Below are 18,590 nucleotides of genomic sequence, written 5' to 3' on the forward strand. Positions count from 1 at the left end.
ATGACAGTTGAGAGCTCTTACGTCGTCTGGGGGGCATCCTCGGAGGAATCCGGTGAAGAAGGCGACCGCCGCCATCGTCGGCTCCGGGAACATCGGAACCGACCTGATGTACAAGCTCCAGCGGTCCGCGTACATCGAGCCGCGCTGGATGATCGGCGTCGACCCCGGAAGCGAAGGGCTCGCGCGGGCCCGGAAGATGGGGATCGCCGCAAGCCACGAAGGCGTCGACTGGCTCCTGGAGCGGGACGAGACGCCGGACATCGTGTTCGAGGCGACGAGCGCGTACGTCCACCGGACCAACGCCCCCCGTTACGCCGAACTCGGCATCAAGGCCATCGACTTGACGCCCGCGGCCGTCGGCCCCGCCGTCGTGCCGCCCGCGAACCTCACCGCGCATCTCGACCAGGACAACGTCAACATGATCACCTGCGGCGGGCAGGCCACCATCCCCATGGTGTACGCCGTCTCGCGCGTCGTCCCGGTCGCGTACGCGGAGATCGTGGCGTCCGTCGCCTCCGTGTCGGCGGGGCCGGGAACCCGCGCCAACATCGACGAGTTCACGCGGACCACCTCGCGCGGCATCGAGGAGATCGGCGGCGCCGAGCGCGGCAAGGCGATCATCATCCTCAATCCCGCCGAGCCACCCGTGATCATGCGCGACACCGTCTTCTGCGCGATACCGCAGGACGCCGACCGGGACGCCATCGCACTCTCCATCAAGGAGATCGCGGAGAGCGTCGCCACCTACGTACCGGGCTATCGGCTGCGCACCGAGCCGCAGTTCGACGATGGGTCGCCCATGAACGGCGGGATGGCGCGCGTCGCGATCTTCCTGGAGGTGGAGGGCGCGGGCGACTTCCTGCCGCCCTACGCCGGGAACCTCGACATCATGACCGCCGCCGCCACCAAGGTCGGCGAGGAGTTCGCGAAGGGAATGCAGGCATGAACGGTCCGTACTCCGAGGCGCTCGACATCCGCGTCACCGACTCCTCGCTGCGCGACGGCTCGCACGCCAAACGGCACCAGTTCACGGGCGAGGACGTGCGGTCCGTCGTCGGCGCGCTCGACGGCGCGGGTGTCCCCGTCATCGAGGTCACGCACGGCGACGGGCTCGGCGGGTCCTCCTTCAACTACGGGTTCTCCAGGACGCCCGAGCAGGAGCTCATCAAGATCGCCGTCGATACGGCACAGCAGGCAAGGATCGCGTTCCTGATGCTGCCGGGACTCGGCGTGAAGGACGACATCCGGGCGGCGCACGGCAACGGCGCGAGCGTCTGCCGGATCGCCACGCACTGCACCGAGGCGGACATCTCCCCGCAGCACTTCGGTCTGGCGAGGGAGATGGGCCTGGAGACCGTCGGCTTCCTGATGATGGCGCACTCCACGACGCCCGAGAAGCTGGCCGCGCAGGGCCGGATCATGGCGGACGCGGGCTGTCAGTGCGTGTACGTCGTGGACTCGGCGGGCGCGATGGTGATGGACGACGTGACCGAACGGGTCGGCGCCCTCGTCGCCGAACTCGGCGGCGACGCGCAGGTCGGCTTCCACGGGCACGAGAACCTCGGCCTTGGGGTGGGCAACTCGGTGGCGGCGGTCCGCGCCGGGGCCCGCCAGATCGACGGCTCGACCCGCCGGCTCGGCGCGGGCGCGGGCAACACGCCGGTCGAGGCGTTCGCCGCGGTCTGCCACAAGATGGGCATCCGCACCGGCATCGACGTACTGAAGATCATCGACGCGGCCGAGGACGTCGTGCGCCCCGTCATGGACGACGAGTGCCTGCTCGACCGGATGTCCCTCCTCATGGGCCACGCGGGCGTCTATTCCAGTTTCCTCAAGCACGCCTATCGCCAGGCCGAGCGGTACGGAGTCTCCGGTGCCGACATCCTGCTGCGGGCCGGGGAGCGGCGCCTGGTCGGCGGCCAGGAGGACCAACTGATCGACATAGCCGTCGAGTTGGCGGCGGGAAAGTAGGGGGAGGACCCATGTCTGTATCGCACACCGAGAGAATGCGGGCCACCGAAGACGTCCGCGTCATCGAGGCCGCCGCCCCGCCCGCCCGGTTCGCCCGCGGCTGGCACTGCATCGGGCTCGCCGAATCCTTCAGAGACGGCCAGCCGCACGAGATCGAGGCGTTCGGCACCAAGCTCGTCGTCTTCCAGGGGGAGGACGACGGACAGCTGCACATCCTCAACGCCTACTGCCCGCACATGGGCGGCAACCTCGCCCACGGCACGGTCAAGGGCGACGCCGTGGCCTGCCCGTTCCACGACTGGCGGTGGGCGGGGAACGGGCGGTGCGCCGGAATCCCGTACGCCCGGCGCGTGCCGCCGCGTGCGAGGACGCGGGCGTGGAACTCCCTCGAGCGCAACAAGCAGTTGTACGTCTGGAACGACCCGGAGGGGAATCCGCCGCCGCCCGAGGTGACGATCCCCGAGATCGAGGGCATCCACGGCCCCGGCAGCGGCGAGTGGAGCGACTGGACCTGGAACTCCCTGCGCGTGGAGAACTCCAACTGCCGCGAGATCGTCGACAACGTCGTGGACATGGCGCACTTCTACTACGTGCACTACGCCTTCCCCGAGTACTTCAGGAACGTCTTCGACGGCCATGTGGCCACCCAGTACATGGAGTCCACCCCGCGCCCCGACATCGACCTCGGGACCTTGTCGGCCGAGGGCGGGCTGCGCTCCGACGCCTCGTACTACGGCCCCTCCTACATGATCGACAAACTCTGGGCGGACGTGGGCGGCGGCGTGGAGATGGAGTCGGTGCTCATCAACTGCCATTACCCCATCGACGAGAACAGCTTCATGCTGATGTACGGCGCGATCGTCAAGAAGCTCCCCGGCATGACCGACGAGCAGGCCGCCGACGCCGCGCGCCTCACCTCAGACGGGCTCGCGGTCGGCTTCGAGCAGGACGTGGAGATCTGGCGGAACAAGACCCGCATCGACAATCCGCTCCTCACCGATGAGGACGGGCCGGTCTACCAACTCCGGCGCTGGTACGAGCAGTTCTACGTGGATGCCGCCGACGTCAAGGACGAGATGGTGCGCCGCTTCGAGTTCGAGATCGACACGGAGCGGGCCAACGCGGCCTGGCGCGCCGAGGCCGAGGCGAACCTGGCGGCGCGCGCCCGTCGCGAAGGCTCCTGACATGTGGCGGCCCGTGCGGTGCGGGACCTGCGGAAACCAGGTCCTGTGCGAGAAGTTCAGCCCCGCGCACACGCAGGTGCAGTGGACGGACGAGGCGGCGGCGGTCTGCCCGCGGATCGGGGAGCGCGTCGCCGCGGGGGAGCTGAGCGCCCAGGTGCGCTCGTGCGAGGCGCTGCGGGAGAGCGTCGCGGAGTCCTTCGCCTCCGGGGCGCTGGAGGTGGCCGACCGTGGCTAGCTCGCTGACGGTGCGGGTGGCCGAGGTCGTACGGGAGAACGCCGACGCCGTCTCGCTGGTCCTGGACTGCCAACTGCCCTACCGGCCAGGCCAGTTCCTCACGCTCCGGATCCCGGGCGGGGCCGCCCGCTGCTATTCCCTCGCCAGTTCCCCGCATACCGGGGAGCCCATGAAGGTCACGGTCAAGAGGGTGGCCGGAGGGCTCGGCTCCGGCTGGGTCTGCGACCGGGTGTCGGCCGGCGACGAGCTTGAGGTGCTCCCGCCGGCCGGCACCTTCACCCCCGGTGACCTGGGTGCCGACCTGCTGCTCGTCGCGGGCGGCAGCGGCATCACGCCGGTCGTCTCGATCGCCAAGTCCGCCCTCGCCGCGGGCGGCGGCCGGGTGACCCTGCTGTACGCCAACCGCGACCAGGACTCCGTGATCTTCCGCGACGAACTGCGTTCTCTCGCTGAGGAGTTCGCCGGGCGCCTCACGGTGCTCCACTGGCTTCAGACCTTGCAGGGCCTGCCCACGGCCGCACTGCTCGCCCCGGCCCTCGCGCCGTACGCGAACCGGCCCGCCTATCTGTGCGGCCCAGGCCCGCTGATGGACGCGGCCGAGCAGGCGCTGCGGGCCACGGGCTGCCGGAGCATCCACCGGGAGCGGTACTTCTCACTGTCCGACGACGTCTTCGATGTCGTCCCCGATGTCGTCCCCTATGCGTCGGAGGTGACCGCCGCCGCCGACGGTTCGGTGACCGCCGAGATCAGCCTCGACGGCGCGTCCCACGAGGTGAGCTGGGGTCCGGACACGCCACTCCTGGACGCGATGCTCGCCGCGGGCCTCGACGCCCCGTATTCGTGCCGGGAGGGCGCATGCAGCGCGTGCTGCTGCCGGGTGGTGTCGGGCGAGGTGAAGATGGTCCGCAACGAGGTCCTGGACGAGGAGGACCTGGCCGAGGGGTACGTCCTGGCGTGCCAGACCCTCCCGCTGAGCGAGCGGGTCGGCATCACGTACGAGTGAGGTCAGGTCAGGGGCCTGAGGTCACATCCACTCGCTGGTCCGCAGCCAGCCCATCATGTTGTCCATGGCCTGTGCGGAGACGGCGGGGCGGCTGCTCGGAGGCGGTGCGGAGGCGGTGCGGCGGGCGGCGTGCCCGGCGCCGTACAGCTCGCGCCACACGGCACGCGTGCAGGCGAGGACGGCCGGGGCGAACCGTTCCAGGTCCCGGTGAAGTCCCTTGCCCGACACGGAGACCGCGGCCACCGCGCGCCCCGCTCCCCGCAGCGGAACCGCCACGCAGGCCACGCCCCGCACGCTCTCCTCGCGGTCGCAGGCGAACCCGCGGTCGCGTGCCGCCGCGAGCTCGCCGCGCAGGGCGATGGGGTGGACGAGTGAGCGGGGGGTGCGCGGACGCAGCCCGTGGGCGATGACCTGCTCGGCCGCCGATGGCTCACTGAACGCGAGGATCGCCTTGCCCGACGCCGTGCAGTGCGCGGGCATCCGGCCGCCCAGGCGGGACGGTACGGAAGTGTCGTCCAAGCCGCCGATCCGCTCCAGGAAGACGACCTCGGGGCCGTCGAGCACGGAGAGGTGGACCAGGTGGCCGGTCGATTCGTGCAGGGCGTGCAGATGGGCGATGGCGGCGCGACGCAGCCGGTTGTGGTGGGCGGCGAGCGCGCCGAGCTCCAGGATGCGCATCCCCATGCGGTAGTCCCGGCCTTCGCGGTCCAGCCAGCGCAGCTGGACCAGTTGGTCGAGGATGCGGTGGGCGGACGAGCGGGGAATCCCTGAGCGCCGGACCACCTCGGTGAGGGAGAGCCGGGGCTCCGGGCCGTCGAAGGCGCCGAGGACGAGGGCGGCCTTCTCCAGGAGCGAGGGTGGCGTCGGCGTATCCATGGCACGTGCCATCTCGGCGACGGTGACGGTCGGCTGGGGCATGGCGGAGCTCCCACGGGACAGTGCGCATCCGCGACATTGCGGGCGCGTTGGCGGCCTCGGGGCGACCTTGCCACGGTCTCGCCGGGGGAGGGAAGAGCCGGGAGGCAGTTATTTCTTTTAGGCATATCTTGCGTACGGTTCCGGGGCTCGGTTCCGTGGCCCGGCCTCGGGGCCCGGATGGGTTTCCCGCGCTTCCCGCTCAGCGGGAAGTCGCTGTTTCGCGGCGCCGGACCGTGCGCGTACGTTCCTCGAACCCACCCGAAGAACCACCCGAAGCCCCCCTCGAAGAACCCACCCGAAGCCCTCTCGAAGAACCCACCCGAAACCCGACCTCACCCCCTCCGGAAGGGGCCCGCATGAGTCAGCCCGAAGACGTCCTCGCCGCCGTCCGCGCCCTCGCCCCGGCGTTCCGCGAACGCGCCGCCGAGGTCGAGGCGGCACGCAAGGTGCCCGAGACGTCCGTCAAGGAACTGGCGGAGGCAGGCTTCTTCCGCCTCCTCCAGCCCAAGGCGTACGGCGGTCTCGCCGCCGACCCCACGCTCTTCTACGCCGCCGTCAAGGAGATCGCCAAGGCCTGTGGCTCCACCGGCTGGGTCGCCTCAGTCGTCGGCGTGCACGCCTGGCACGTCGCGCTCTACGACCCGCGTGCCCAGGAGGAGGTGTGGGGCGCCGACCCGACGGCCCGCGTCTGCTCCTCGTACGCCCCGACCGGCAAGGTCACCGCGGTCGACGGCGGCTTCACGATCAGCGGCACCTGGCGCTTCTCCTCCGGCTGCGACCACGCCGACTGGGCGCTGCTCGGCGGCCTGGTCGCGGACGCCGACGGCCGCCCCGTCGACATGCGGACCTTCCTCGTGCCACGCTCCGAGTACCGCATCGACGACGTATGGGACACCGTCGGCCTGCGCGGCTCGGGATCCAACGACATCGTCTGCCAGGACGTGTTCGTGCCCGAACACCGCGCGCTCAGCTTCGGCCCCGTGACCGCCCTCGACGTGCCGGGCCACGAGATCAACCCCGAGCCCCTCTACCGCCTCCCGTACGCCACCGTCTTCACCACCACTATCGCGACCCCCATCGTGGGCATCGCCGAGGGTGCGTACGAGGGCTATGTGGCCGCCACCCGCGAGCGGTTCCGCGTCTCCTACGGACAGCAGGTCGCCGAGGACCCCTTCGCTCAGGTGCGGATCGCCCGTGCGGCCGGCGACATCGACGCGGCCTGGCTCCAACTCTCCCGCAATATAGGCGAGTTGTACGACCTTGCGGCGCGGGGCGAGGAGCTGCCGATGCCGCTGCGTGCCCGCGCCCGGCGCGACCAGGTCCTCGCCACCGAGCGCGCCGTGGGCGCCGTCGACCTGCTCATGGAGAACGCGGGCGGCAGCGCGATGCGCACCGGACCGCACGTCGTCCAGCGCGCCTGGCGCGACGTCCACAACGGCCGCGGCCACGCCGCCAACGACCCCGAGCGCGCCCTCGTCCTCTTCGGGCAGAGCGCACTCGGCCTCGACGTACAGGACACGATGCTGTGATCACCACTTCGGCGCAGGTGACGTACGAGAACACCTCCCGCACCGCCAAGGCCGGCGGGCTCACGCTGCACTTCCACGAGGCGGGCCCCGCGTCCCCCGACGCCCCGGTCGTGATCATGCTGCATGGCGGCGGCCCCGGCGCATCGGGCTGGTCCAACTTCGGCGGCAACCTTCCCGTCTTCGCCGAGCGCTTCCGCACGCTCCTCATCGACCAGCCCTGCTACGGCAGATCCGACAAGCCCGAGCCCGACCAGGACTTCTTCTCCTACGCGGCCGACAAGATCGCCGCCCTGATGGATGAACTGGCCATCCCCCGGGCCCACTTCATCGGCAACTCGCTCGGCGGCGGCACCGCGACCCGGATGGCACTCGGCCACCCGGACAAGGTCGCCAAGCTGCTCCTGATGGGTCCCGGCGGCATCTCGCTCAATCTCTTCGCACCCGACCCGACCGAAGGCATCAAGCGGCTCTTCGAGTTCAGCCTGAGCGAGGAGCCGACCCGCGAGCAGATGCGGACCTTCCTGACGACGCTCGCGTACGACCCCTCGATCGTCACGGAGGAACTGGTCGAGGAGCGCTACGCGCAGGCCACCGACCCCGAAGCCCGGCTCGGCAACGCCCGCATGGGCGCGTCCTTCGCCAAGTGGCCCCAGGACACCATGCTCTGGCGCGAGGCCCACCGCATCACGCAGCCCACGCTGCTCACCTGGGGCCGTGAGGACCGCGTCAACCCGCTCGACGGCGGTCTCCTCGCCCTGAAGGCCATCCCCGACGCCCGCCTGCACGTGTTCCCGCACTGCGGCCACTGGGCGCAGACCGAGAAGGCGGACGAGTTCAACCGCCTCGCCATCGACTTCTTCACGCACTGAGCCACCAGGCAGGAGCCGCACCCATGGACATCCGCTCTCTCGGATATCTGCGCATCGAGACCGCCGGGCTCGACGCATGGCGTACGTACGTACTCGACCTCCTCGGCATGGTGACGGCCGAAGACTCCACGGAGTCGGTCCTGAACGTCCGCATCGACGACCGGATCCGCCGCCTCTCCTTCGTCGGGGGAACCCAGGACCGGCTCCTGGCGGCGGGCTTCGAAGTGGCGGACGCGAGCGCGCTCGCCCAGGCCGCCGCCGAACTCGAAGCCGCAGGCATCGCCGTAAAACCCGCCGACGACGCGACCCTCGCCGAACGCCGCGTCCAGGGCCTCATCCACTGCACCGATCCGGCGGGCAACCCGCTGGAGCTCTACTGGGGGCAGGCCCAGGACCACACCCCGCTCGCCGCGCCGTACGGCAACCGCTTCGTGACCGGCGACCACCTCGGCCTCGGCCATGTCGTCCTGCCCGCCCCGGACATGGACGCGGCCGTCGACTTCTACGAGAACCTCCTCGGCTTCCAGCTGCGCGACCGCATGAAGCTGCCGCCCGCCGCCGTGCCCACCGGCGAACCCGGCCGCGACTTCTACTGGATGAACTTCCTCAGCCCCAACCGGCGCCACCACAGCCTCGGCCTCTATCCGGGCGCGCTGCCGCCCGGCATCGTGCACTTCATGGTCGAGGTGGAGCGCCTGGACGACGTCGGCTTCTGCCTGGACCGCATGAACAAGGCGGGCATCCCGATCGCGTCCTCGCTCGGCCGCCACTCCAACGACCACATGGTGTCCTTCTACGCACAGGCCCCGGGCGGCTTCCAGGTCGAGTACGGCTGGGACGGTCTCATCGTCGACCCGGCCACCTGGACGGCGAAGGAGATCACCTCCGACAGCTTCTGGGGACACCAGTGGAACGGCTGAACTCCGCCGAATCCACCGACTCCGCCGGCTTCCGGGAGGTGCTGGGCCGCTTCGCGAGCGGCGTCACCGTCGTCGCCGCGCTCGACGAGCACGGCGAACCGGCCGGCCTCGCCTGCCAGTCCTTCGCCTCGCTCTCCCTGGACCCGCCCCTCGTCATGCTCTGCGTCGGTACGACGTCGTCGAGCTGGCCGAAGATCCTGCGGGCGGGCAGGTTCGGCGTCTCGGTCCTCGCCGATGACCAGCGCGACGTCTGCGCCGCACTCGGACGCAAGGGCGCGGACAAGTTCGCGGGAGTGGAGTGGGAGACGTCCGCGCACGGTGCCGTGCGCGTCGCGGGAGCCCTGGCCACCCTCGACTGCGCACCCCACGCGATCCACGAGGCGGGCGACCACTACGTAGTCACCGCACGCGTGCTAGGCCTGACCGCCCGCGAGGACGGCAGACCCCTGCTCTACTACCGCAGCGACTACGCCACCGGAGTCTTCGCATGAGCATGAGCAAGACGCACTCTGACCACTGGGACCACTGGGACCACTGGGACCACTGGGACCACTGGGACCACTGGGACCATGAGTACGACGTCGTCATCGTCGGCTCCGGCGCCGCGGGTCTCGCCGCCGCCGTCACCGCGGGACTGCGCGGCCTGAGCGCCCTGGTCGTGGAGAAAACAGAGCTCTACGGAGGCTCGACCGCCCTCTCCGGAGGCGCGATCTGGGTACCGGGGAACTTCCACCTCGACGCGGCGGGGCTCGGCGACACCCGCGAGAAGGCACGCGCCTATCTCGACGCGACGGTCGGCGACCGCGTCCCGGCCGAGCGAAGGGACGCCTACCTGGAGCAAGGCCCGCGCATGGTCCGGGAGTTCCACGACAGGACCGACGTCCGCTTCATGTACACACCCGGATACGCGGACTACTTCCCCGAGGCGCTCGGTGGCATGGCGCAGGGCCGCTCCATCGAGCCGTGCATCGTCGACTTCAAGAAGCTGGGCCCGCTGCGGCACTCCATGCGCAGGGCAGGACTGCCCACGTACGGGCTCACCATGACGTCGTACGACTTCCGGTTCCTGAACATGGTCAGCCGCACCTGGGCGGGGCGGCGGCGCTCCCTGCGGGTCGGCGCGCGGGCGGCGAAGGCGCTGGTGTCAGGGCAGAAGCTGCTCTCCCTGGGCGAGGCGCTGATCGCCCGCCTGCGGATGTCGGCGGAGAAGCTCGGCGGTGACCTGTGGCTCGGGACCCCGCTCACGGGATGGGTTCAGGATGACGCGGGCCGAGTCACCGGCATCCGCGTCACGCGGGCGGGCAAGCCCCTGGCCATCCGCGCGAAGGGCGGCGTCGTCCTCGCGTCCGGCGGCTTCTCGCACGACCAGGAGCTGCGCGAGAAGCACCTCCCGGCACCCACCTCCACCGCCTGGACCCACGCCTCGGAGGGCCAGGTCGGCGACGCCCTGCGCCTCGCCGGTGAACTGGGCGCAGCCACCGACCTCCTTGACAAGGTCTGGGGCGCCCCGTCGCTCTGCCCACCCGATGAGAAGCCGTTCTTCCTGGTGGCCGACCGCGGCATCCCCGGCATGGTGATCGTGAACGCGGCGGGGGAGCGGTACGCCAACGAGGCCGCGCCCTACCACGCGTTCGTGGACGCGATGCACGCCGCCGACAAGGAGGAGGCGACCACCGTCCCCTCCTGGCTGATCCTGGACGCCAGGTCCAAGGCCCGCTACATCTTCGCGGGCCTCTTCCCCGGCCAGCCCTTCCCCAAGAGATGGGCGCAGAACGGCTTCCTCCACCAGGCGCCGACCCTGGAGGAACTGTCCACGAAGCTCGTTGCGCCCCAACTGTCCGCCACCGTCCGCCGGTTCAACGGCTTCGCCGTGACCGGCAAGGACGAGGACTTCGGCCGAGGCGACAGCGTCTACGACCGCTACTACGGAGACCCCACCCTCCTCAACCCCAACCTGGCCCCGCTGGACAAGGGCCCGTTCTACGCGGTGCCCGTGCACCCCGGCGATATCGGCACCAAGGGCGGCCTGGTGACCGACGCCCACGCGCGCGTGCTCCGCGAGGACGGCACTCCCATCGCGGGCCTCTACGCCTCCGGCAACTGCTCGGCGGCGGTCATGGGCGAGACGTATCCGGGCCCCGGCGCGACGATAGGACCTGCGATGACGTTCAGCTGGGCGGCGGTCAACGACATCGCGGCGGCAGCCGGCTGACGTACCGCCGCCGTGCCGCTCCGCTCTTCCGTACCCTCGGCCTCCCGTATCCTCGGCCTCCAGAACGGGCCCGCCCACTGCGAGGGCCGACCGACGGGGGAGCGGAGCGGCACATGGAACCGGCGATCAGCCTGCGCAAGGTGGAAGAGACGGCGCCCGCCCTGGTCAGCCTCTACAAGTCCGCCGGGGTCAGCCTCCGCAAGCACGGCCTGGAGGGCGAGCGTGCCGCCGTCTATCTCGTCGTCGACTACTCCGGCTCCATGCGGTCGTACTACAAGAAGGGCAGCGTCCAGGCCCTCGCCGAGCGCGTGCTCGGCCTGTCCGCGCACCTCGACGACGACGGCATCGTGCCCACGGTCTTCTTCTCGACGGACGTCGACGCCGTCACGGAGATCGCGCTCGACCGCCACCAGGGCAGGATCGACGAGATAGTCGCCGGGCTCGGCCGCATGGGCCTGACCAACTACCACGTGGCGATGGACGCCGTGATCGACCACTACATGGACAGCGGATCCACCGCCCCTGCCCTGGTCGTCTTCCAGACCGACGGCGCGCCCAGCAACAAGACCGCCGCCGAGCGGTACCTCTGCAAGGCGGCGAGTCTCCCGCTCTTCTGGCAGTTCATCGGCTTCGGCAACGAGAAGAGCACGCAGTTCGACTACCTGCGCAAGCTGGACGAACTCGCCGTCCCCGACAAGCGCGTCGTCGACAACGCGGGCTTCTTCCACGCGGGGAAGAAGCCCCACAAGGTCCCGGACGAGCACCTGTACGACCAACTCCTCGGCGAGTTCCCGGCCTGGCTCACGGCGGCGCGGGCGCAGGGGATCGTGTCCCACTGACCACGGTGCGGCCTAGCCGACCATCCGGTCCCGCAGCGCGAGAATCGTCCGCGCATCGAGCCCGAGCCCCTTCCTCAAGTAGCCATTGACGCTCCCGTACCTGTCCTCCACCTCGTCAAGTGCCGCCCTCAGATAGCCGGTGCGGACCTCCTGGAGGGGGACAAGGAGATCCGGGTTCTGCATCATCCCGCTCTGCTTCAAGCCCTCGCGCACCTTCGCGTCGTACGCGGCCCGGTAGGTGTTGGACGCCAGATAGTCGCCCGCGGCGGTGTGCTCGGGAACGCCGATCGCGCGGAGCAGCAGATAGCTCGTCCAGCCGGTGCGGTCCTTGCCGGACGTGCAGTGGTAGAGCAGCGGTGACGCGGCGTCGCCGTGCGCGATGTCGCGCAGGGTCGCCGCGAACTGTGCGCGGTTCGAGCCATCGGTGACGAAGGTGCGGTAGACGTCGCGCATGAAGGCGTCCGCCTTGCCGTTGCCGAGCATCTCCTCCTGCTTGACCGGGTCCTTGGAGCCGATCGCGGTCATCAGCATCGTGAAGAGGCCGTTGTCGCTCACCGAGCGGGACGTCGCGGTGAGCCCGGCGGGCAGCCGGTCGGCCCCGTCGTACTGGACCTCGGCGGGCACCCGGTAGTCGACGACCTTCTTCAGGCGGAGCTTGCCGAGGGTGGCGACATCGGCATCGGTGAGCTTCGCGAGGGCGTCGGCGCGGAAGACCTGGCCGTAGCGGACCTGTGCCCCGTCGTAGGTGCGGTAGCCGCCCAAGTCCCGCACGTTCACGGCCCCTTGGAGGGGGATCTGGCGTACGCCGTCGGATGCCGGGCGGGGATGGTGCGGGGCGTGCCTGGCCGTGCCGCGTCCGGGCGCTGCGGGCTCGGCGTGGGCCGCCCAGGCGGGCAGGGTGCCCAGGGCGAGCGCGGAGATCGCGACTCCGGCTGCCGTACGTGTGCGGGTGATGCGCATCGGGCCGCCTTCACTCGGTAGCGGTCGCCATGGCCACTCGTCGTTCAACCAAGCGATTGTTTGGTAGAAGGTAGCGGGGCGCCCCGGCAGGAGGAAGGTGTGTGCGACAGGTATCTCGCACCTGGCCTCGGCGGGGCCCGGCCCGGCCGGTGTGGCGTTTGGAGTAAGGAGATCCGCCCCGCCCTGCGCGCCCGGCGGAGACCCGGGAACAGGGGGTCCCTCGTCCGTGTTAGGCTTATGCGTCGCAGTTTTGGTACCCATGAACTTTATGTGCGCCTGACGGGAATGTTCCGAAGGCGCATTATTGTTTTTTTCCGGTCTCTCCGGGATGGGGGTCATTGCAGCGCTTGGAATCCACAATTCCGTGGTTTTCCTTACTCTGCCCCTGTTGAGGAGATTGACATGGCAACTGGCACCGTTAAGTGGTTCAACGCAGAAAAGGGCTTCGGCTTCATCGAGCAGGACGGCGGCGGCCCCGACGTCTTCGCCCACTACTCGAACATCGCGTCCTCGGGCTTCCGTGAGCTCCTCGAGGGCCAGAAGGTCTCCTTCGACGTCACGCAGGGCCAGAAGGGCCTGCAGGCCGAGAACATCGTTCCCGCCTGATCGTCGTAGCACGCGAACCTCTTAGCCGGGGCCCGCACCCGAGCGGTGCGGGCCCCGGCTTGTGCTGTCACCAGGTCCAGGAAGGCATTTCCGTATGAATCGCTCCGACCGCCCTGCACGTCCTGCCCGCGGGCGCTCCACGAACGCACGCGGAAAGGCCCCGGTGGCCGGCGGCGGCCAGGCGAAGGGCGCCGCGAAGAAGCCCGGCCGCGCCAAGGCGAGGCCCGTAGGCGGCGAATTCGCGCTGCCCGAGAGCATCACGCCCGCGCTGCCCTCCGTCGAGGCGTTCGCCGACCTGGACATGCCCGAGGCCCTCCTGAAGACGCTGGCCGCACAGGGCGTGACCGAGCCCTTCCCGATCCAGGCAGCGACGCTCCCCAACTCCCTCGCGGGCCGCGACATCCTCGGCCGCGGTCGCACCGGCTCCGGCAAGACCCTCGCCTTCGGCCTCGCGCTCCTCGCCCGTACGGCGGGCCGCCGCGCCGAGCCGCGCTCGCCGCTCGCCCTGGTCCTGGTCCCTACGCGTGAGCTCGCACAGCAGGTGACGGACGCCCTTACGCCGTACGCGACGTCCGTGAACCTCCGGATGTCGACGGTCGTCGGCGGCCTCTCCATCACCAAGCAGGCGGGCACGCTCCGCCGCGGCGCCGAGATCATGGTGGCGACCCCGGGCCGTCTCAAGGACCTCATCGAGCGCGGCGACGCCGACCTCTCGCAGGTGCGGACGACGGTCCTCGACGAGGCCGACCAGATGGCCGACATGGGCTTCATGCCGCAGGTCACCGCGCTCCTGAAGCAGGTGGAGCAGGGCGGCCAGACGATGCTGTTCTCCGCGACGCTCGACAAGAACATCGACCGCCTGGTCCGGATGTTCCTGACGGACCCGGTCGTCCACTCGGTCGACCCGTCCGCGGGCGCCGTCACGACGATGGAGCACCACGTTCTGTACGTGGCCGACGAGACCGACAAGAAGGCAGTCGCCCTCCGTATCGCCGCCCGTGAGGGCCGGGTGATCATGTTCCTGGACACCAAGCGCGCGGTGGACCGCTTCACCAAGCGGCTGCTCGCCAACGGTGTACGGGCCTCCGGCCTGCACGGCGGCCGCTCGCAGCCGCAGCGCAACCGGACCCTGGACCAGTTCAAGACCGGCCAGGTGACGGCGCTCGTCGCGACCAATGTGGCGGCTCGTGGCATCCACGTCGACGACCTCGACCTGGTCGTGAACGTCGACCCGCCCACGGACCACAAGGACTACCTCCACCGCGGTGGGCGTACGGCCCGCGCCGGTGAGTCCGGCAGTGTCGTCACGCTCGTCCTGCCGGACGAGAAGCGGGAGATGACGCGTCTGATGTCCGACGCGGAGATCGCCCCGAGGACGGCGCGAGTGAAGTCCACGGACGAGGAGCTGTCCCGCATCACCGGTGCGCGGGAGCCGTCCGGGGTGCCGGTGATCGTCGACGTCCCGCAGCAGCAGCAGGCTTCGCCGCAGCGGGGCCGGCGTCGCCCGGCGGGGGCCGGCGGCGGCCAGGGCCAGCGCCGGTCGCGCCCTCAGGGGCAGGGCCAGTCCCAGGGCCAGTCCCAGCCCCGCTCCCAGTCGCAGGGAGGCGGCGGCCAGGGCAGGCCCTCTGCCAACGGTGCCGGTGGCGGTGGCCGCCCCCGGCGCGGGGGCGCGGGGCGTCGGGCGGCGTAGCGGTACTCGGTGCGCCGGTGCCGGGGCTTCATAACCCCCGGCACCGGCACCGGCACCCATCCCCCCCCATCCCTCCATCCCATTCACCCCGCAGAGGGGCGGGCGGCCCGTAAGTGGGAGTGGCGGGTGGGGCGGTGAACGCGCCCGCAGAGGGTGAACTCGCCCGCAGAGGGCGAACGCGCCGCTGGCGTGGGGGCTCGGCCCCGATGCACCTGGACCTGCGGTCGGCCTTCCCGGCAGCGGGCGGACGTGCCGCTGCACCGGAGCGTTGTTTCCCCACGATGTAGCCGCTGTCGGCAGCGCTCGCGCGGGGTCGTGTCGGTATTTCCGCCCGGAGCACGGTTCCCAGAACTCCGGTGCCGCAGCACCCACGCGCCCAGACCGTGATGGCGAGGACGGACATACCGGCGCGGCCCCGCTGCCACCGACGAACCGATGCCGCGTCGCCAACCCCCACCCAACGAGCCACAGGCGCCGCAGGCCTCCCCACCCACACACCCGCACAGGCACCCACACACCCGCACACCCGCACACCCGCACACCCGCACACCCGCACACCCGCACACCCGCACACCCGCACACCCGCACCGATCAAGGCCCGAGGAATGCCCCTGATGCCCGAGCGTGAAGTCGGCGACGACCGCCAAGCCCTGCGCGCAGACTGCGGCAACTGCTTCGGGCTCTGCTGCGTAGCCCTCACCTTCTCCAAGTCCGCGGACTTCCCCGTCAACAAGGCCGCAGGCACCCCCTGCGCCAACCTCCAGCAGGACTTCCGCTGCGGCATCCACCAGAACCTGCGGCAGAAGGGCTTCTCGGGCTGCACGGTCTACGACTGCTTCGGCGCGGGCCAGCAGGTCTCGCAGTCCACGTTCAACGGCACCGACTGGCGCCAGGACCCCGAAACCGCCCGCCAGATGTTCGACGTGTTCCCGAAAATGCGCCAACTCCACGAACTGCTCTGGTACTTGACCGAGGCGCTGGCCCTCCCGAAGGCCCACCCGATCCAGGCGGACATCCAGAGCGCGCTGGAGAAGACCCAGCATCTCACCCAAGGCACCCCCGCCGAAGTGGCCGACACAGACGTGGCCACGCACCGCGAAGACGTCAGCGCCCTCCTCCTGCGCACCAGCGAACTGGCCCGCGCGGACGTCCGCCGGAAGAAGAAGGACCGCCGGGGAGCCGACCTGTTCGGCGCCCGCCTCAAGGGCGCCGACCTCCGAGGTGTCACCCTCCGCGGCGCCTACCTCATCGCAGCCGACCTCCGCGGCGCGGACCTCCGCCAGGCCGACCTGCTGGGCGCGGACCTCCGGGACGCGGACCTGCGAGGCGCGGACCTCACGGGCAGCATCTTCCTGACCCAGTCGCAGGTGAACGCGGCAAAGGGCGATGCCGACACGAAGCTGCCCCCGGCCGTGGCGCGCCCGTCCCACTGGGGCTAGCCCAAACCCGGCCCAAGCTCAGGGCTTACGTATCGCACTCCAGCACAGTCCGGCACAGCCCACACCGCGCCCGCATCCGCCCCCTGGCAGGCAACCGGATCCGCTGCTGACACGTAGGGCAGGGGAACGAAACCCGCAGAGGCTCGGCCCCGCCTGATTCGCGGGAGAACGAGTACGCCCCACCCCGGGGTGACGATTCCGCTCCAGCTCCAGCTCCAGCTCCAGCTCCCGCTCCAGTTCCCGCTCCCGCCCCACCGGCCACCGCGTACCGCCGATCCTTCGCGTACCGCCGCCGCCCCGCCCACCCCGCAGCCGTCAGCGGCGGCTGCTGCTCGTCGCGCCGGGCCAGCGCGAGCCCCTTCGTGTACGCGGTGTACGCCTGCGCGCTGGTGAACCAGGTCTCCGGCGCCTCACCGAAGGCGATGGCCCGCTTGGCGAGTACGTACCCGAACTCCTCCGGTGTGAGATACCCCAGCTTCTGAGACGAGGCACCGTCTTCTCGATAGGCGTCTAGTAGGAGCCACCCCGCCCCCAGATAGGTAGTGGCGGTATCTGTGAGGATTTCGTTGTCGCGGGTGCCGGGGAACGCCAAATCAAGCCGGTGCAGATAGACGTGCATGACCTCGTGGGCGAGCGCCGCGCCGATGTCCCTGCGGTGTGTACGGAACCGGTCGTTGAGTTCGATGAAGTACTCGGGCCCGGCGGCGAGTTCGACGTACGCCGCATGGTCCATCTCGCGGAAGCTGACGATCATGCGGGCGTCGGGCAGACGGAGGTGCCGCACCATCTCGCGGGCCACGCGCTGCACGCCCAGATGCAGATCGTCCTGGTCGCAGAAGGCGACGTCGGCGGGGGCGACGCTGGTGTCGAAGGTGTGGACGGTGTCGTACGAGAGTCGCTTGTAGAGCGCGGTGATCGCGGAGCGCACCGTCTCCAGATGGGGGTAGCCGTGCACCACCGGCCCGCCGTCAGCCACGCGCACACCCCCTGAAACGGTCCGAGTTCGGCTCAACTCGGTCCCACTGTAGGGCGCGTCCCCGTGTTCGGAACCAGCCCGCGCAGGGCCCCTGGCTGAAAACCGCCCCTTGCTCTATGCGGACACCGATCTCCATAATCCGCAACAACGCTTTGGCGGGCTCATGCCATTCTCGTGTTCCTGCGGGGAGGGAGTGGGCCCGCGGACGCGTGCAACCCCCCACGAACCCCCCACGAAGGGAAGCCCGTTGAACACCAAGCTGCGTGGAGTCAAGAGAGCCGCCACCCTCGGTGCCATCGCCCTCGCCGCCGTCAGTCTCCAGCCCGTCGCCGCGTCCGCGGCCCCGCACCCCGGCCCCAACCCGGGTGAGCGGATCGTCGGTGGAACCCCCGCCGAGCAGGGCGAATTCCCGTTCATGGTCCGTCTGTCGATGGGCTGTGGCGGCGCGCTGTACGCCAAGGACATCGTGCTGACCGCCGCCCACTGTGTGGACGGTTCGGGCGACAACACGAGCATCACCGCCACCGGTGGTGTCGTGGACCTGGAGAGCCCGGACGCGGTCACCGTGAAGTCCACGAAGGTTCTGCAGGCGCCGGGTTACAACGGCAAGGGCAAGGACTGGGCGCTCATCAAGCTCGAGAAGCCGATCGACCAGCCCACGCTGAAGATCGCCAAGGACGACAAGCTCAACAACGGCGACTTCGACATCGCCGGTTGGGGTGCCGACAAGGAGGGTGGCGACCAGCAGCGCTACCTCCTCAAGGCGAACGTCCCGTTCGTGAGCGACGCGGACTGCGAGGCCGCGTACGGTGCGGACCTCACGCCCGGCGAGGAGCTGTGCGCCGGAAAGCTGGCGGAGGGCGGCACGGACACCTGCCAGGGTGACTCCGGTGGCCCCATGTTCCGCAAGGACGAGGCCGGCGAGTACGTCCAGGTGGGCATCGTCAGCTGGGGCAACGGCTGTGCGCGGCCGAAGTTCCCCGGGGTGTACACCGAGGTGTCGACGTTCGCCGCCGACATAGAGAAGGCGGCTTCGGGGCTCTGAGCCTCAGCCATACGGCATGAACGCGGGGTCGGACCATTCGGTGGTCCGGCCCCGCGGCCCGTATGTGGGGATGCCTGCGGCGCCTGTTTCGGTTGGGTGGGGGTTGGCGACGCGGCATCGGTCTGTCTGTGGCAGCGGGGCCGCGCCGGTATGTCCGTCCTCGCTATCACGGTCTGAGCGCGTGGGTGCTGCGG

Annotated in this window: 18 protein-coding genes; 15 read left to right on the forward strand and 3 right to left on the reverse strand. The window is 70.2% G+C overall.

Annotation, left to right across the window (positions count from 1 at the left end; translation table 11 throughout):
* Positions 1-52: 52 nt before the first annotated feature.
* From ACGFSB_RS14985 to ACGFSB_RS15005, 5 genes are read left to right on the forward strand one after another with little or no spacing between them, the layout of a single operon-like run.
* Positions 53-946, forward strand: coding sequence for an acetaldehyde dehydrogenase (acetylating) (locus tag ACGFSB_RS14985; protein ID WP_393398566.1), 894 nt, complete (start codon positions 53-55; stop codon positions 944-946).
* On the forward strand, positions 943-1,971 hold the full coding sequence (dmpG, locus tag ACGFSB_RS14990; RefSeq protein WP_393398568.1) for a 4-hydroxy-2-oxovalerate aldolase: 1,029 nt from the start codon (positions 943-945) through the stop codon (positions 1,969-1,971). The genes ACGFSB_RS14985 and dmpG overlap by 4 nt, the downstream gene beginning before the upstream one ends.
* An 11-nt stretch (positions 1,972-1,982) precedes the next feature.
* A complete protein-coding gene (locus tag ACGFSB_RS14995; RefSeq protein ID WP_393398570.1) occupies positions 1,983-3,155 on the forward strand; it encodes a Rieske 2Fe-2S domain-containing protein in 1,173 nt (390 codons plus the stop codon).
* Between the two features lies 1 nt (position 3,156).
* Positions 3,157-3,390 carry a hypothetical protein gene (locus ACGFSB_RS15000; RefSeq protein ID WP_393398572.1) on the forward strand — a complete coding sequence of 78 codons (234 nt, stop codon included), beginning with the start codon at positions 3,157-3,159 and terminating at the stop codon, positions 3,388-3,390.
* The gene (locus ACGFSB_RS15005; RefSeq protein ID WP_393398574.1) at positions 3,383-4,393 is read left to right on the forward strand and encodes a 2Fe-2S iron-sulfur cluster-binding protein; all 1,011 of its coding nucleotides are present in this window, start codon (positions 3,383-3,385) and stop codon (positions 4,391-4,393) included. The genes ACGFSB_RS15000 and ACGFSB_RS15005 overlap by 8 nt, the downstream gene beginning before the upstream one ends.
* A 21-nt stretch (positions 4,394-4,414) precedes the next feature.
* Here the strand turns inward: ACGFSB_RS15005 and ACGFSB_RS15010 are convergent, their stop codons facing one another.
* A complete protein-coding gene (locus tag ACGFSB_RS15010; protein WP_393398576.1) occupies positions 4,415-5,311 on the reverse strand; it encodes an IclR family transcriptional regulator in 897 nt (298 codons plus the stop codon).
* Between the two features lie 356 nt (positions 5,312-5,667).
* On the opposite strand from ACGFSB_RS15010, the gene hsaA reads away from it, so the two are divergent.
* The 6 genes from hsaA to ACGFSB_RS15040 all read left to right on the forward strand — a co-directional run bounded on the left by hsaA (position 5,668) and on the right by ACGFSB_RS15040 (position 11,680).
* Positions 5,668-6,840, forward strand: coding sequence for a 3-hydroxy-9,10-secoandrosta-1,3,5(10)-triene-9,17-dione monooxygenase oxygenase subunit (gene hsaA, locus ACGFSB_RS15015; protein ID WP_393398578.1), 1,173 nt, complete (start codon positions 5,668-5,670; stop codon positions 6,838-6,840).
* Positions 6,837-7,709 carry a 4,5:9,10-diseco-3-hydroxy-5,9,17-trioxoandrosta-1(10),2-diene-4-oate hydrolase gene (hsaD, locus tag ACGFSB_RS15020; RefSeq protein WP_393398580.1) on the forward strand — a complete coding sequence of 291 codons (873 nt, stop codon included), beginning with the start codon at positions 6,837-6,839 and terminating at the stop codon, positions 7,707-7,709. The genes hsaA and hsaD overlap by 4 nt, the downstream gene beginning before the upstream one ends.
* 23 nt (positions 7,710-7,732) lie before the next feature.
* The gene (locus tag ACGFSB_RS15025) at positions 7,733-8,629 is read left to right on the forward strand and encodes a VOC family protein (protein WP_393398582.1); all 897 of its coding nucleotides are present in this window, start codon (positions 7,733-7,735) and stop codon (positions 8,627-8,629) included.
* Positions 8,617-9,120 (forward strand): flavin reductase family protein, encoded by a 504-nt coding sequence (locus ACGFSB_RS15030; protein ID WP_393398584.1) that lies wholly within the window; start codon positions 8,617-8,619, stop codon positions 9,118-9,120. Before ACGFSB_RS15025 ends, ACGFSB_RS15030 begins: the two co-directional genes overlap by 13 nt.
* On the forward strand, positions 9,117-10,841 hold the full coding sequence (locus tag ACGFSB_RS15035) for an FAD-dependent oxidoreductase (protein WP_393398586.1): 1,725 nt from the start codon (positions 9,117-9,119) through the stop codon (positions 10,839-10,841). Before ACGFSB_RS15030 ends, ACGFSB_RS15035 begins: the two co-directional genes overlap by 4 nt.
* 113 nt (positions 10,842-10,954) lie before the next feature.
* A complete protein-coding gene (locus ACGFSB_RS15040) occupies positions 10,955-11,680 on the forward strand; it encodes a vWA domain-containing protein (RefSeq protein WP_393398588.1) in 726 nt (241 codons plus the stop codon).
* Positions 11,681-11,692: 12 nt separating this feature from the next.
* Here ACGFSB_RS15040 and ACGFSB_RS15045 read toward each other — a convergent pair whose 3' ends face one another.
* A complete protein-coding gene (locus ACGFSB_RS15045; RefSeq protein WP_393398590.1) occupies positions 11,693-12,640 on the reverse strand; it encodes a tyrosine-protein phosphatase in 948 nt (315 codons plus the stop codon).
* A gap of 402 nt (positions 12,641-13,042) precedes the next feature.
* Here ACGFSB_RS15045 and ACGFSB_RS15050 point away from each other — a divergent pair, with 402 nt between their 5' ends.
* The 3 genes from ACGFSB_RS15050 (at position 13,043) to ACGFSB_RS15060 (ending at position 16,375) form a co-directional block, all read left to right on the forward strand.
* Positions 13,043-13,246, forward strand: a complete 204-nt coding sequence (locus tag ACGFSB_RS15050) for a cold-shock protein (RefSeq protein ID WP_160504463.1) — start codon at positions 13,043-13,045, stop codon at positions 13,244-13,246.
* 94 nt (positions 13,247-13,340) lie between these two features.
* A complete protein-coding gene (locus tag ACGFSB_RS15055; protein WP_393398593.1) occupies positions 13,341-14,936 on the forward strand; it encodes a DEAD/DEAH box helicase in 1,596 nt (531 codons plus the stop codon).
* Positions 14,937-15,550: 614 nt separating this feature from the next.
* The gene (locus ACGFSB_RS15060; protein ID WP_393398595.1) at positions 15,551-16,375 is read left to right on the forward strand and encodes a pentapeptide repeat-containing protein; all 825 of its coding nucleotides are present in this window, start codon (positions 15,551-15,553) and stop codon (positions 16,373-16,375) included.
* A 25-nt stretch (positions 16,376-16,400) separates the two neighbouring features.
* Here ACGFSB_RS15060 and ACGFSB_RS15065 read toward each other — a convergent pair whose 3' ends face one another.
* Positions 16,401-17,351 (reverse strand): hypothetical protein, encoded by a 951-nt coding sequence (locus ACGFSB_RS15065; protein WP_393398597.1) that lies wholly within the window; start codon positions 17,349-17,351, stop codon positions 16,401-16,403.
* A 247-nt stretch (positions 17,352-17,598) separates the two neighbouring features.
* On the opposite strand from ACGFSB_RS15065, the gene ACGFSB_RS15070 reads away from it, so the two are divergent.
* Positions 17,599-18,396: a S1 family peptidase gene (locus ACGFSB_RS15070; protein ID WP_393398599.1), complete on the forward strand. Its 798-nt coding sequence runs from the start codon at positions 17,599-17,601 to the stop codon at positions 18,394-18,396.
* The last annotated feature ends 194 nt before the right edge of the window (positions 18,397-18,590 follow it).

Source organism: Streptomyces sp. NPDC048441, from assembly GCF_043200235.1.
Classification (GTDB): domain Bacteria; phylum Actinomycetota; class Actinomycetes; order Streptomycetales; family Streptomycetaceae; genus Streptomyces.

What these genes read in the sequence shown, in the direction of transcription:
- dmpG (WP_393398568.1), top strand. Translation starts at nt 943, where the DNA reads ATGAACGGTCCGTACTCCGAGGCGCTCGACATCCGCGTCACCGACTCC.
- ACGFSB_RS14995 (WP_393398570.1), top strand. Translation starts at nt 1,983, where the DNA reads ATGTCTGTATCGCACACCGAGAGAATGCGGGCCACCGAAGACGTCCGC.
- ACGFSB_RS15000 (WP_393398572.1), top strand. Translation starts at nt 3,157, where the DNA reads ATGTGGCGGCCCGTGCGGTGCGGGACCTGCGGAAACCAGGTCCTGTGC.
- ACGFSB_RS15010 (WP_393398576.1), bottom strand. Translation starts at nt 5,311, where the DNA reads ATGCCCCAGCCGACCGTCACCGTCGCCGAGATGGCACGTGCCATGGAT.
- hsaA (WP_393398578.1), top strand. Translation starts at nt 5,668, where the DNA reads ATGAGTCAGCCCGAAGACGTCCTCGCCGCCGTCCGCGCCCTCGCCCCG.
- ACGFSB_RS15025 (WP_393398582.1), top strand. Translation starts at nt 7,733, where the DNA reads ATGGACATCCGCTCTCTCGGATATCTGCGCATCGAGACCGCCGGGCTC.
- ACGFSB_RS15035 (WP_393398586.1), top strand. Translation starts at nt 9,117, where the DNA reads ATGAGCATGAGCAAGACGCACTCTGACCACTGGGACCACTGGGACCAC.
- ACGFSB_RS15040 (WP_393398588.1), top strand. Translation starts at nt 10,955, where the DNA reads ATGGAACCGGCGATCAGCCTGCGCAAGGTGGAAGAGACGGCGCCCGCC.
- ACGFSB_RS15045 (WP_393398590.1), bottom strand. Translation starts at nt 12,640, where the DNA reads ATGCGCATCACCCGCACACGTACGGCAGCCGGAGTCGCGATCTCCGCG.
- ACGFSB_RS15050 (WP_160504463.1), top strand. Translation starts at nt 13,043, where the DNA reads ATGGCAACTGGCACCGTTAAGTGGTTCAACGCAGAAAAGGGCTTCGGC.
- ACGFSB_RS15055 (WP_393398593.1), top strand. Translation starts at nt 13,341, where the DNA reads ATGAATCGCTCCGACCGCCCTGCACGTCCTGCCCGCGGGCGCTCCACG.
- ACGFSB_RS15060 (WP_393398595.1), top strand. Translation starts at nt 15,551, where the DNA reads ATGCCCGAGCGTGAAGTCGGCGACGACCGCCAAGCCCTGCGCGCAGAC.